This window comes from Pleomorphochaeta caudata, assembly GCF_055395745.1.
Window position 1 is genome coordinate 345,200 of the sequence record NZ_AP042458.1, and the last position, 12,027, is coordinate 357,226.

Annotated in this window: 15 protein-coding genes and 1 tRNA gene; 9 read left to right on the forward strand and 7 right to left on the reverse strand. The window is 28.3% G+C overall.

What is annotated here, in order from left to right:
* Positions 1–71 precede the first annotated feature (71 nt).
* Both ACZ5RS_RS01620 and ACZ5RS_RS01625 read left to right on the forward strand, forming a co-directional pair.
* On the forward strand, positions 72–719 hold the full coding sequence (locus ACZ5RS_RS01620; protein WP_464637129.1) for a redox-sensing transcriptional repressor Rex: 648 nt from the start codon (positions 72–74) through the stop codon (positions 717–719).
* Positions 720–966: 247 nt separating this feature from the next.
* On the forward strand, positions 967–1,449 hold the full coding sequence (locus tag ACZ5RS_RS01625) for a hypothetical protein (RefSeq protein WP_464637130.1): 483 nt from the start codon (positions 967–969) through the stop codon (positions 1,447–1,449).
* Positions 1,450–1,523: 74 nt separating this feature from the next.
* Here ACZ5RS_RS01625 and ACZ5RS_RS01630 read toward each other — a convergent pair whose 3' ends face one another.
* The 4 genes from ACZ5RS_RS01630 to ACZ5RS_RS01645 form a co-directional block, all read right to left on the reverse strand.
* A complete protein-coding gene (locus ACZ5RS_RS01630; RefSeq protein ID WP_464637131.1) occupies positions 1,524–2,537 on the reverse strand; it encodes an endonuclease/exonuclease/phosphatase family protein in 1,014 nt (337 codons plus the stop codon).
* Between the two features lie 64 nt (positions 2,538–2,601).
* On the reverse strand, positions 2,602–3,177 hold the full coding sequence (locus tag ACZ5RS_RS01635) for an ATP-dependent Clp protease proteolytic subunit (RefSeq protein WP_464637132.1): 576 nt from the start codon (positions 3,175–3,177) through the stop codon (positions 2,602–2,604).
* A gap of 75 nt (positions 3,178–3,252) precedes the next feature.
* Positions 3,253–3,666 (reverse strand): DUF134 domain-containing protein, encoded by a 414-nt coding sequence (locus ACZ5RS_RS01640; protein ID WP_464637133.1) that lies wholly within the window; start codon positions 3,664–3,666, stop codon positions 3,253–3,255.
* A 154-nt stretch (positions 3,667–3,820) separates the two neighbouring features.
* Positions 3,821–4,027 (reverse strand): DUF5320 domain-containing protein, encoded by a 207-nt coding sequence (locus ACZ5RS_RS01645; protein ID WP_464637134.1) that lies wholly within the window; start codon positions 4,025–4,027, stop codon positions 3,821–3,823.
* A 236-nt stretch (positions 4,028–4,263) separates the two neighbouring features.
* Here ACZ5RS_RS01645 and era point away from each other — a divergent pair, with 236 nt between their 5' ends.
* Positions 4,264–5,145: a GTPase Era gene (gene era, locus ACZ5RS_RS01650; RefSeq protein WP_464637135.1), complete on the forward strand. Its 882-nt coding sequence runs from the start codon at positions 4,264–4,266 to the stop codon at positions 5,143–5,145.
* 44 nt (positions 5,146–5,189) lie between these two features.
* On the opposite strand, the gene ACZ5RS_RS01655 is transcribed toward era, so the two are convergent.
* From ACZ5RS_RS01655 to ACZ5RS_RS01665, 3 genes are all read right to left on the reverse strand, one after another.
* Positions 5,190–5,759: a flavodoxin family protein gene (locus ACZ5RS_RS01655; RefSeq protein ID WP_464637136.1), complete on the reverse strand. Its 570-nt coding sequence runs from the start codon at positions 5,757–5,759 to the stop codon at positions 5,190–5,192.
* Positions 5,760–5,817: 58 nt separating this feature from the next.
* Positions 5,818–7,398, reverse strand: a complete 1,581-nt coding sequence (gene lysS / locus ACZ5RS_RS01660; protein WP_464637137.1) for a lysine--tRNA ligase — start codon at positions 7,396–7,398, stop codon at positions 5,818–5,820.
* A 124-nt stretch (positions 7,399–7,522) separates the two neighbouring features.
* Positions 7,523–8,620: a hypothetical protein gene (locus tag ACZ5RS_RS01665; protein ID WP_464637138.1), complete on the reverse strand. Its 1,098-nt coding sequence runs from the start codon at positions 8,618–8,620 to the stop codon at positions 7,523–7,525.
* Positions 8,621–8,791: 171 nt separating this feature from the next.
* Between ACZ5RS_RS01665 and ACZ5RS_RS01670 the strand changes: the two genes are divergently transcribed.
* From ACZ5RS_RS01670 to ACZ5RS_RS01695, 6 genes are all read left to right on the forward strand, one after another.
* Positions 8,792–9,205, forward strand: coding sequence for a rhodanese-like domain-containing protein (locus ACZ5RS_RS01670; RefSeq protein WP_464637139.1), 414 nt, complete (start codon positions 8,792–8,794; stop codon positions 9,203–9,205).
* Positions 9,206–9,296: 91 nt separating this feature from the next.
* A tRNA-Ile gene (locus ACZ5RS_RS01675) sits at positions 9,297–9,370 on the forward strand.
* A gap of 114 nt (positions 9,371–9,484) precedes the next feature.
* The gene (locus ACZ5RS_RS01680; RefSeq protein ID WP_464637140.1) at positions 9,485–10,723 is read left to right on the forward strand and encodes a tyrosine-type recombinase/integrase; all 1,239 of its coding nucleotides are present in this window, start codon (positions 9,485–9,487) and stop codon (positions 10,721–10,723) included.
* Positions 10,724–10,737: 14 nt separating this feature from the next.
* Positions 10,738–11,298: a zinc ribbon domain-containing protein gene (locus ACZ5RS_RS01685; protein ID WP_464637141.1), complete on the forward strand. Its 561-nt coding sequence runs from the start codon at positions 10,738–10,740 to the stop codon at positions 11,296–11,298.
* Between the two features lie 167 nt (positions 11,299–11,465).
* The gene (locus ACZ5RS_RS01690; RefSeq protein WP_464637142.1) at positions 11,466–11,666 is read left to right on the forward strand and encodes a helix-turn-helix domain-containing protein; all 201 of its coding nucleotides are present in this window, start codon (positions 11,466–11,468) and stop codon (positions 11,664–11,666) included.
* A gap of 1 nt (position 11,667) precedes the next feature.
* Entirely contained in the window at positions 11,668–12,009 is a 342-nt protein-coding gene (locus tag ACZ5RS_RS01695; protein ID WP_464637143.1) for a hypothetical protein, read from the forward strand.
* Positions 12,010–12,027 lie beyond the last annotated feature (18 nt).

Genomic DNA, 12,027 nt, shown 5'->3' on the forward strand with positions numbered 1-12,027 from the left:
TAAAAGGAAAAACAAATATTGACTAAAACGCTTAAATAATATACCATTATTCACATTAATAGGAGGTTTTCATGAATAATGACCAACTAACACGTATCACTAGATACTATCGGGCACTTAATAGACTTCGCTCTATTGGATTAGAAAAAGTATTTGCTCACAACTTAGCTGACGCTGCTGGAGTTTCAGCTGCTGTTGTTAGAAAAGATTTCTCACAATTATCAATACATGGACAAAAAAGAGGTGGTTATGAAATCGTTGATTTAATAACAGCACTTTCTGAGATTCTTGGAAAAGGCGATCCTCAAAATGCTATCATAATTGGATGTGGTAGAATTGGACTTGCTTTAATGCATTATGGTGGATTTGAACCTGATGGGATCAAGATTGTTGCTGAATTTGATAGTGACCCCCAAGTATATAGCGACTCATCACAACCAATATCAATTTACCCTCTTTCTAGATTGGAAGAAGTAGTTGATGCCTTAGATGTAAGAGTAGGTATTATTACTGTACCTGAAATTGCAGCTGCAGACACTTATCACAAATTGTTAAAAGCTGGAGTAAAAGGAATTTTAAACTTCTCACCTGTTACACTAAAGCCTGTTTTACTTAAAGATGGCTCTATGAGCGTTGTACAAAATATCAACCTCAGTTTATCTCTTGAGAAAATTTTCTATGAATTAAAATTCCCTAGAAAACAAAAACCAACTGACTAATATTTATAGTTAGAACACAAAAGAACTGATTTAGTAATATATATCAGTTCTTTTTTTTATCCTTTAATTGACATATGTTTTCAAAACGCAATACCGTAATATCGCACTTAAATTAAATATTTTGATACAAATAAATTAATTTATATTTATTTCATAAAAACTATTGACATAAGTTGCAATATTTATTATACATTAAATATAAACAAGAAAAAACAAAATAATTAATCAAGAAAAGGATAAAAACAAAATGAAAAAAGTATTAACAATCTTAACAATCTCTTTAATAGCATTAGCTCCAATCTTTGCTAAAACTAGCAAAACACAACTTATCACAGAAATCGAAGAAACTCCGGTTGAATACACATTAGCATACAACAACGACACTTCTATTGATAATTCAACTGACTATAAAATCACTGTTCAATCACTAACAAATGGTGGTTCTACTCAAGATTTCACATTAAAAGCTTCAAGTAATATGAACAAAGATTTAGGAGTTAGCGTAAAAATTAATACTGAAAATTTTAAGACAACACTTAATAATAAATCCCAAGTTTATGATTCAAACATAAGACCTGAAGTTAATACTATTTCAACATTAAGCACTTTAAAAGCAGGCCTTAATAAAGACGTTTTAGTAAATAAATTCAAACTTATTTGGGGCGGTAACAAAGAATTACCTGCTGGTGTATATGTAAGTAATGTTACAATTGAATATACTATCCAATAGTTTATATTCCAACGTATCATACAACTAAAAAGACAGCTTAAATAAGCTGTCTTTTATTATATTTTTTCGAAATTTTAATGTGAAATAAAATCATGCTCATTGGGAATAAAGTATTTGAAAGTAACATATATTGGAAAATGGTCACTTATTCCAGTTAAACTTTTTTCATTCCAAGCATAGGGAATCCCCTCTGAAGTACTAATTTTTTGAGGTGCATAAATGTGAAATGAAGAAAATTCTAAACCTAAAAGATCAAAAAACCTATTATTTATTAGAATTAAATCGAAATTAAACCAATCATTATTATAAACATAAGTCCCTTTTTTTTGCTTTTTTATTTCAAAATCCAGCTGTGGTGAATATAAAATATCTTGAAAAACACCGTATGGAGTAGGACTTAATAAAAGAGAACCATTATCTCTAAAATAGAAGGCATTTTCTTTTTCAACATTATATAAAGCTGTTTGAAATGTTGAATAAATGGAGGGATCTTCATTAAAGTCTCCAACACAAATTACATTAAAATCAGGACTTTCATTTATCAATCTTTTTAGTGTTGTTGATAAATTAATTCTATATTTTTCTGTTGCTTCAAATCCCTCAATTTGGCTTTTGCCATGACAAGCAAAGATACGTACTTTCTCATTATTTACATAAAAATCTATTGCTAAGACATTTCTTGAATCTAAGACTGAATGAACCCTAATATTTTTTGCTTCAATTTTTGAAATAAACCCAATGGCAATTGCACTATCTTCTTCTTTAACTGCCCCATAATAAATATAACCTTTTCTTGAGAGATACATATCCATCATATCTTTTAAAACATTAGAGTTTTCAATTTCTTCAAGAATTACTACATCTGCATTTACATCATCAATAACATCACAAGCATTTTTCAATCTTCTTCTATAAGATTCTTCACTGTACTCATCTAAGTTAAAATCTTCAAATTCACTTCCATCTACTTTATCATCCATCAAAGCCTGAACATTCCAATCCATAACAGTAAAAGTATTCTCATTAACTATTGGCTCTTCACAACTTATTAATGTAAAACTAAAAAGGAATAAAAAAAATGCAACCATAAAAACCTCTAAATTTAAAACTAGATTTTCTTATAAATTGCATTTATTAAATCAGATTATAAAATTATAAATCAGATCTTTTTTCTACTATTTTACTTATAAGACCATAATTTAAGGCTTCATCACTAAATAACCAATGGTCTCTTTCTGTATCTTTTTTTACTTGCTCTACACTTTTGTTTGTAGCATCAGCAATAACCTTATCCAACTTATTTCTTAATTTATCAATTTGTTTAGAATAAATTTCAATAGCAGTTGCAACACCTTTCATTCCACTCATTGGTTGGTGTATTAAATAAGAAGAATTTGGTAAACCAACTCTTCTCTCAGCTGGTACTGCAAGCAATACCAAAGAAGCAGCAGAAGCTACTAAACCAGCTCCAATCATAATAACTTTTGGAGTAATAAATCTAACCATATCATAAATTGCATATCCTGCATCAACATCACCACCAGGGCTATTGATAAAAATCTTTATGTCTTTTTCACTATCATCAGCTTCTAAAACAAGTAATTGTGAAATAATTTTTTCAGCACTTTCTTTATTTATTTCGCCACTAAGCATAATACTTCTAGTTTTTAATAAACGTTCACTGAATTGAGGATCTTGAGCTTTTGTTTCTTTCTTTTCTTCACTCATTTTTATTGACTCCTAAATTTAATATCCTTAATAATATAATAGAAAAATAGTATAAAGTAAAATAGTATAAACAAATTATTTATCGCTATTTCTGAATTGCCTATTTCTCCATCCTCTATTTCTTCTCTGTCTTATTCTATATAACTCATTTTCTTCAAAACCGACTTCTCTTTCTAACTCTTTATCATTAACAAGTTCAATAATTCCACCATCAACATATAAATTACTACCCTCAAGCAGTAATAAAGATAGTTTATATCTAGCATCAGAATATAATTGTTGCACTGTTGTTCTAGCAATATTCATAGATTTACTACATTCAACTTGCGTGTACCCTTTATAATCAATAAGCCTTATTGTTTCAAATTCCTCATTTGTTAAAACAACTTTATCTCCATTGTCCATAATTTCATCTGCTTTACTAATAGGAGCAAAATGTTTTATTGAAGTAAGATATCCAATCCTTCTATATTTCTTATTTCTTGGCATAAATTCAATCCTTTATATAAATAATACCACATGAGTAAAACTAAATAAATAAAAGAGGAGAAAACTAAACTAGTTTTCCCCTCAACAAAAGAATAATAAATGAATTAATAAATGAGTTAATATTTTTAAAAAATTATCTCAATTTCTTATTCCATTAAAAAACACAATTACGGCCTTGTCCTCGACCATGACGACGAGCTCTGTTTCCTGAACATCGTCTACCTCTTGAACCATAAAAATTTGAACCTTCAGTTTCTTTATTTAGTGATTCATTATTTACATTTTCTTTATTGCAGGGACCTAAGCCTCTACCTGTCATACTACCTTTGCCCTCTGGGCCTTTTTGATTAAATCTTGGCATAATTTTTTTCCTTATATTTTTTTTGTATTTTGTATTAATATTATAAATTTAAAACATTAAGCTGTTTTATTCCGGCATATGTCGTTTATGGTTTTAAGTTATCATTATATCTGGCATATGTCAAGTATAATATAAAAAAAATTTCACTTTTTTTTATTTCTCATTCAATTAGTAAATATATTGTTAATAGTTAAACTTTAGATTATTATATCGGTATTAAACTCAAGGAGCTTAAAATGAAATGTGGAACAGTAGCAATTATAGGTAGACCATCAAGTGGAAAAAGCACAATGGTAAATACTATTGTTGAAATGCCTGTATCAATAACAGCAAAAACACCTCAAACAACAAGAAATGCAATTAGAGGTATATATACAGATCAAAGAGGACAATTAATATTTACTGATACCCCAGGCTATCATTTAAATGAACAAACTCTAAATTTAAGACTCCAAGAAATTGCTACATCACCATTAAATGAAAGCGATATGATTATGTATGTAGTTGATGCTACAAGAGCTCCTGGAAAAGAAGAATTTGCTATTATTGAAATATTAAAAGCTATAAAAAGCCCTATTGTTTGTGTTTTTAATAAAAAAGATATTATTGAAGAAGAAAAAATAAAAGAAACAGAAGAAATTATTAAAAAAGAATTACCTAATGCTATTTATCTTAGTGCTAGTGCAAAAGTTGATGAAGGAATTGATGAAATTCTAATTGAACTATTTAAATTAGCGCCAGAGGGAGATTTGATGTATAGTGAAGACTCTTACACTGATCAACCTTTAGAATTTAGAATTAGTGAAATAATTAGAGGGAACACAATTGCTTTAGCAAATAAAGAACTACCCCATGCAATTTATGTAGAGGTAAGTGATATTGAATTTAGAGAAAAAGAAAATTTAATTTGGGTACGTGCTTTCATAATTGTAGAAAGAGAATCTCAAAAAGGAATTATAGTTGGTAAAGGTGGAGCTAATATTAAAAAAATTAGAGTATCCTCTTTTAAAGAAATCAAAAAAATATTCCCAGGGAAAACTCTTCAATTAGATTTAAGAGTTAAGGCTCAACCAAAATGGAGAAAGAACTCTTTCATTCTTGATAAAATTTTAAATTAGAAATAATACAAGCTAAGCATTTTGCTTAGCTTGTTTGTTCTATATTAAATAAAATTTGTTCTAACTCGTTTTTCAGCTTTTGGTTTTTCAAGATTTGCTATTTTAAAAGCTTTAATCATATAAGACATATTTTTTGCAATAGTTCTCATTATTTGTAAACCTTCTTCATCTTTTCTAACTTCAGATGGAGTGTTTCCATGAACCATAGCCCAGTATTGAGAAGAAACAACAGGCATTTGACTAATTGTAAAAAATTTATTTAATTGATCTATTGTTGAAGTTGTTCCTGCCCTTCTAGCACTAGCAATACTAGCAGCTGGCATTAATCTTATTTTATCGTTATCTAAAACTTTCATTAATTCAATCATAAAACTAGAGATAATTGGAGTTGGAGCTGCATAATAAACTGGAGAGCCAATTATAAGACCATCGGATTCTTCAATCTTTAATTTTGTTTCTCTAATAAATTCTTTATCAATACTTCTCTCTAAAGATCCGACATATACTATTTCACTTGAAATATCATTTCTTTCAAATTCACTAGCAATCTCACATAAAGCGGTATAAGTACAACCCTTTTCTCTAGGACTACCATTTATTAAAATTACTTTCATAAAAAATCCTCCAAAAAAATTAAGCAGTAAAGCTTTGACCTTACTGCTAAAATTAAAATTAATATCTTTGTAAAATAGGTAATATTTTTTTCTTACCACAGGTCAACATAAATTGTGCTAATTTAGGTCCCTTTGGCTTACCTATTAATATCATATAAACAACTCTAAAGAATTCTGATGTTTCTAAATCAATATCTGTTGCACAAGCATACATAGCATTTGTAAATTCTTTATCACTTTCAAAAGAATCCATTTTAGCTACAACATCTTTTAATGAATTTACAGCAGCTAATTCTTTTTCATTTAATTCAATCTTTTCAGTTTCTTCAGTTGCTAGAGCAAATCTAAAATCTTCAGGAGAGAATTGAGTAATCCAAGCCCATGCACATTCACATCTCTTAATTAATCTCTCTTTTTGACTTTCACTAATGTCTTCAAGAGATTCAATTACAGAATTGATATCTCCACCATGAATTTGTAATAAATTACATAAATGTCTAAATGGAATTTGATATGAAGGTTCTTCTGGAATACCATCAACTTGGCTTAATTCATAAATTCTTTTTTGTTTTGCAGTCTTCTTTTCATTAGCCTTTTGTAAACCGAAATAAATTCTTTCACAAGTATCATAATCTTCATAGATTTTTAATACATCTAAATCAAAAGAAATTGCAAACTCAGTGTTAGGTCTTGTTCCAACAAAAAGATATCTACAAATTTCAGGAGTATAAACTTCTAAAACATCATATAAAGAAACTACTTCACCACTTGAAGAAGAAATCTTTCCACCACGTCCTTTAATAGAAATAAAATCATATTGGAATGATACAGGAGCTTTACCACCAAACACTTCAACTATTTTTCTACTAGTATCAAAAGAGCCACCTTCACTATGATGGTCTTTACCAGCTGGTTCAAAATCAACAGTTTCTTCATTCCATCTCATTGGCCAGTCTAGTCTCCAAGGAAGTTTAGTATTTGGAGTCTCTCTAATATCAATAGTTTCTTCTTTGTTAATTGAATCATCTCTATATGTGATTTTATATTCGCCATCCCAATCTAAGATTGTTGTAGTATCTTTATCAGTAAAAGAAGAGAATACAGAAATTGGCCACCAATCATCACCTAAAGGTGTTGTTCTAAATTCATTTAAGATAGCTTTTATTTCTTCTTTCTTTTCTAAAGCTTTTTTGATACCTTCAGCATATTTATTACTTCTATACCTTTCAGCTTGATAAAGATATTCTGGTTTTACTCCAACATCTGGTAAAATTTTTTCAACATCAATCTCGTTACCACGAGCATAATTGTCTGCTCTTTTTAATGTATCAGGAACAAGAGTAATTGGTTTTCTTAAATATGTTTCTAAAAGCTCAGGTTCTGGCATGTTTTTAGGAACTTTTCTAAAAACATCATAATCGTCCCAACTATAAATAAAGCGAACGTTTTTACCTTTATCTTTTAATGCTCTTGCAACTAATTCAACAGAGATTATTTCTCTGAAATTACCAATATGGACAGTACCTGATGGAGTGATGCCACTTGCACAGGTATAACATTCTTTTTCACCCTTTTCACGAATGATTTTATCGGCGTAAATATCCGCCCAGTGTGTAGATACTATTTTATTATTACTCATAGAACACAATTATATAGAAAGAATAAACCTAATTCAATATTCAATAAACTATTTATAGAAAAAACTGGATTAAAAAAGCTTCCCAAATTTTTATTGAGAAGCTTATTATATAAATTATGTCTTACTAAAAATCTAACATTAAGGTTAAAGAACCAACTGTAACACCAGTTGCCTGTTTTGCTAAATTATCCCCTGCAATAATATATGCAAGTTGATAACCTAAATCAGCAAAGTCTGAAATACTAATAGTAGCTTGAACACCGGCAGAAGCAATAAGATTATCTTCAGCAACTGTAGTATTTACATATTCTAACATTCCATAACCAACATCTACAAAGAAATTAAATCTAGGGAAAACTCTTGCAAAACTAATTTCATCAAGTTCAAATACAGAAACTCTTAAATCTAAGTTATTAACAAAAGTTAATTTATTATTGTAAGAGAAATTACTGAATCCTCTAACTTTTCTACCTAAAGAAATAGATTTTCTAAAATATGTTGGAACAGCACTACCATCAGTATAGTTTACAACAAATCTATCAACTAATACCAATGAAATTAAGTTTCTATCTGTATCATTTGCTCTAGTGTGCATTAAAGTCTTTGCAAAATTAAATTTTACATTTCCACTATAGAAATCGGATTTACCAACAATTTGATTTAATAATAGAGGAGCATATGAAACTTCGCCATCAATTGAGAAACCATCTTGAACAAACATATCATCATTCATGAAATCAAGTTTTAGACCAAAAGTAAAATAAGTACCTAGATTTTGATCATAATTCATATCAGGATATATATCATTAGTTGTTAAAAAGACTTCAGTTTTGCTATTATAATTTTCAAAAATACCATCATATGCAAGAGAAGCAGTTAAAACATCAGAGAATAAACCTTGTTTTAATCTAAATTTCCAATCTGCTCTAAATAAATCAACAGTAAAACTATTTGATGCATCTTGTGCTCCATCACCTGTAGTGTTCCATAATGTTCTCTTTTCAAGTCCACCACCTAAATATGCTTGTAATTCAGTTGAATTATTTTCTAAAAATTGTAAATCAGTTTTTCCAATTCCAACATCTACATAAGTTGGGCCAATGCCACCTAAATAATCAGGATGCATTCCTAAAGCACCAAATAAAAACTTATAATTGCTAGAAAAAGCGAGACTTGATACGAATACTAATAATAAACAAAACACTGTAAATTTCTTTTTCATAAACTAAAACACCTCTTAAGTATGATAATAAAGCAGATACAATAAAAATACTAGAAAATTTTTTACTAGTAACAATTAATTAACTATTTGTGATTATATCACAGAAAAAAAGATATATAAAATTTATATTAGTAGACAAAGAATACATAAATTAATCAAATGAGGGAAAAAATGGACACAAACAGTTTCACTATGTACTTAGCAATTATCGTTGTTGCTATCTTAATTATCAATAATGTTTATAAACAAATTACAATGTTTATCGCAAAATCAAAAGGTGCAGAATATCATTATCTATCACAAGATGATGCAAAAAGCCAAATGGATAGTAATAAAAATATTGTAATTTTAGATGTTAGAACACCTAATGAATTTCAAACAGGACATATAAAGAGAGCAAAAAACATTTCAAGTATTAAAGAAATTCAAGAAAAATACCCTAATAAAGATACAAAATTCTTTGTCTATTGCCAAAGTGGTAGTCGTAGCGTAAAAGCTGCTAAAAAATTAGTAATGAAAGGTTATAAAGAAATATATGATATTGGTGGTCTTTCATACTGGAATTATGGTACTACAAAAAAATAGTTTATAAGGGCTATTTATAAAATCTACTTGACTTTATTTATATATTGGTTTATAAAACCTTCTGTGAATTAATTTTTTAATTCACTTTTTCGGGCCTATAGCTCAGTTGGTTAGAGCAACGGACTCATAATCCGTGGGTCGTAAGTTCAAGTCTTACTGGGCCCAATAATTAATTCCTTATCTAATATGAAATTATTAGGTAAGGTTTTTTACTTTGATGATAATTTTTAGACTATGTGCCAAAGAATGTGCTAAAAATTAAAATTCGAGGTAATTTATATGTCAAGAATGCCATTCTATGTTAGTCTAAGAAAAGGGTATGGTTATTATGTTTCTTTTAGAAGTTTAGATACTGGAGAGCCTACGACAAAACAAAGTGTTGAAAAGGTAAGAGAAAGATTACAGGGTAATAATGAATATTTACCTATTACAAAAAGAAAACAAGCTGAAAGATATTGCACACTTGCACTAGAACAAAATGTAGCTTTCAAAAATAATTCTACTGATAAAGGATACAATATCACTCTTGATGAATATGTATTATCTTTTTGGAATTATGAAACATCAGAATACATTCTAAGAAGAAATAATCTTAAACCTAATTCAATTAGTAAAAGATATACCCTAGATATGATTAGTGCATACAAAAATCATGCAAAAAAATTATTACCTAAGAATATCAAGCTAAATAAAATAAAAACTATTCACTTGCAAAAAGTAATTGATACAACACTAAAAGAATTTGCACCAAGCACAGTTAATAAAATAAGTTTGGCACTAAGTACCCCTTTAAATGAAGCATTTAGATTAGGTTTGATTAACAATGATCCTTCTATAAAACTTACCAAGATACCTAATTATGTTATCAAAAAAAGAGATATTCTTTCTAATCAAGAAACAAATTCCCTACTAAAAGAAATAAGAAAACTATTCAAGGATACTGAAATAAGTGCAAGTCAATATTATGCAATCCTATTAGGTTTATATAGTGGTATGAGATTAGGAGAGATTAGAGCCTTAAATATTAATGATATAATTATCAACAATAATATTGCTAAAATTAACATCAAGCATAGTTTAGATTATCAAAACAAAATCAAATGCACAAAAGGTAAGGAAAATAGAACTATTAATATTCATATTAAACTTGCAACTGAATTAATTAATCTAGGTTCAATCAATCCTCTTGCTACAGGCACTATAATTTGGAGCAACAAGCAAGATAAAAGCAATAGTGGTTATGTTAGTACTAGATACATTGAAAGAGGCTTTTACAAGGCTTTATACAACATAGGAATAAATGAACAAACTAGAAAAGATAGAGGGCTTGTATTCCATTCTTTAAGGCATATGTATTTAACAATGATATGTGATGATAAAGGCCTTATCGTAGCACAGCAACTAGCTGGGCACAAACAAGCTACCACTACTCTAAATTACCACCATGTAACAGATGAATATAGAAAACAAGGTTATGAGGCAATAAATAATATAATTCCATTTCAAGCAATAAGCTAAACAGGAGGTTAAAAATGGATATAGATTTAAAGATAAATAATTTAAAACATGAACTGAAAACAATAAATTATAAAAAAGATGAAAAAGAAAAAGCTATAAGAAAGATAGAAAATCAATTGGAAAATAAAAGTTTAGATGATATTACAATCGAACTAGGAGAAATTAGAGAAAGGGAAAGCCATATTGCCAATGAATTTTTTTTACAACAGTCATTAGAAATAATGATAAAACAATATAAAAAGCTTGAAATAGAGTACTTTACCCTAAAAAAACAAATAGATATTCTTGAAAAGCCATATATTCGTATAGGTTTTAAAGAAGATATATTGAAAGAATTTAAGGGAAAAACCAATAAGGTCTGCTTTACAAAATCACCCAATAATCAATTTAAATGGTTCAAAAATGAAGTCATCCAACAAGGAGAACTGTTTCCTTCTAATGAAGAATTATACAAAGAAGGCATAATACTTTCCACATATAAAACCAATTATGGAAAACCTTATAAACCAAAGGCATATGAAGGTTATTATTCCCAAGATGAAAATATAAGCAAAAAACATTTCAATGATAAATAAACAAATCCCATGATTAAATTCATGGTTTTTTTATATATTACTATACTTTCCACTATACTTTCCACTCTAGTTTTAAACCTCAACTATTCTTACTCTTAAATAGTAATAGCACATGAAAGGGCACATTGCTAAAAATATAAAAGTTTAATTATTCTGAAGGAGAAAACATGGAAAAGAAAGAGCACTATTTAAGAGTAAAAGGAGTAGCACAATATACAAAGCTATCAGAAAAAACAATTAGATCTTACATTCAACAAAGAAAAATACCTTATATCAAGGTTAATAAATCTATCTTATTTGATGTAACAAAAATTGATGAATGGATTAATAGTTTTCCTTCTTATTCAGTTATTGAAGGAGGAAATTAATATGGCCTCTTTTACTACTGAAACAACAGCAACCTTTATATTGATAAAAAAAGATATTCAAGGATTACATTATCAAAATAATAAGCTAGGAATAGAATTAATATTACAAGAAAATAAAAATTCATTTGGAAGTTCAAGAAAACCTCAATACTACCTTAAACAGATTTTTTCAAATGGTGGATTAGTTCATATTAGTGGTTTATTTGCACTATCAAAAGATAGAACATTTAGTGGTGATTTTTATAATTCAAAAGAAATGAATAAAACTAGATTTAAATTAGTTCTTTCATCTGAATTAACTACTTTGACAATTATTCCAGAAAGTAGGTCTAACCATGCATAAAAGCAACCTAGACTCAAT

What these genes read in the sequence shown, in the direction of transcription:
- ACZ5RS_RS01665 (WP_464637138.1), bottom strand. Translation starts at nt 8,620, where the DNA reads ATGAAAAAGAAATTTACAGTGTTTTGTTTATTATTAGTATTCGTATCA.
- ACZ5RS_RS01645 (WP_464637134.1), bottom strand. Translation starts at nt 4,027, where the DNA reads ATGCCAAGATTTAATCAAAAAGGCCCAGAGGGCAAAGGTAGTATGACA.
- ACZ5RS_RS01625 (WP_464637130.1), top strand. Translation starts at nt 967, where the DNA reads ATGAAAAAAGTATTAACAATCTTAACAATCTCTTTAATAGCATTAGCT.
- ACZ5RS_RS01690 (WP_464637142.1), top strand. Translation starts at nt 11,466, where the DNA reads ATGGAAAAGAAAGAGCACTATTTAAGAGTAAAAGGAGTAGCACAATAT.
- ACZ5RS_RS01680 (WP_464637140.1), top strand. Translation starts at nt 9,485, where the DNA reads ATGTCAAGAATGCCATTCTATGTTAGTCTAAGAAAAGGGTATGGTTAT.
- ACZ5RS_RS01685 (WP_464637141.1), top strand. Translation starts at nt 10,738, where the DNA reads ATGGATATAGATTTAAAGATAAATAATTTAAAACATGAACTGAAAACA.
- era (WP_464637135.1), top strand. Translation starts at nt 4,264, where the DNA reads ATGAAATGTGGAACAGTAGCAATTATAGGTAGACCATCAAGTGGAAAA.
- ACZ5RS_RS01655 (WP_464637136.1), bottom strand. Translation starts at nt 5,759, where the DNA reads ATGAAAGTAATTTTAATAAATGGTAGTCCTAGAGAAAAGGGTTGTACT.
- ACZ5RS_RS01635 (WP_464637132.1), bottom strand. Translation starts at nt 3,177, where the DNA reads ATGAGTGAAGAAAAGAAAGAAACAAAAGCTCAAGATCCTCAATTCAGT.
- ACZ5RS_RS01630 (WP_464637131.1), bottom strand. Translation starts at nt 2,537, where the DNA reads ATGGTTGCATTTTTTTTATTCCTTTTTAGTTTTACATTAATAAGTTGT.
- ACZ5RS_RS01620 (WP_464637129.1), top strand. Translation starts at nt 72, where the DNA reads ATGAATAATGACCAACTAACACGTATCACTAGATACTATCGGGCACTT.
- ACZ5RS_RS01695 (WP_464637143.1), top strand. Translation starts at nt 11,668, where the DNA reads ATGGCCTCTTTTACTACTGAAACAACAGCAACCTTTATATTGATAAAA.
- ACZ5RS_RS01640 (WP_464637133.1), bottom strand. Translation starts at nt 3,666, where the DNA reads ATGCCAAGAAATAAGAAATATAGAAGGATTGGATATCTTACTTCAATA.
- ACZ5RS_RS01670 (WP_464637139.1), top strand. Translation starts at nt 8,792, where the DNA reads ATGGACACAAACAGTTTCACTATGTACTTAGCAATTATCGTTGTTGCT.
- lysS (WP_464637137.1), bottom strand. Translation starts at nt 7,398, where the DNA reads ATGAGTAATAATAAAATAGTATCTACACACTGGGCGGATATTTACGCC.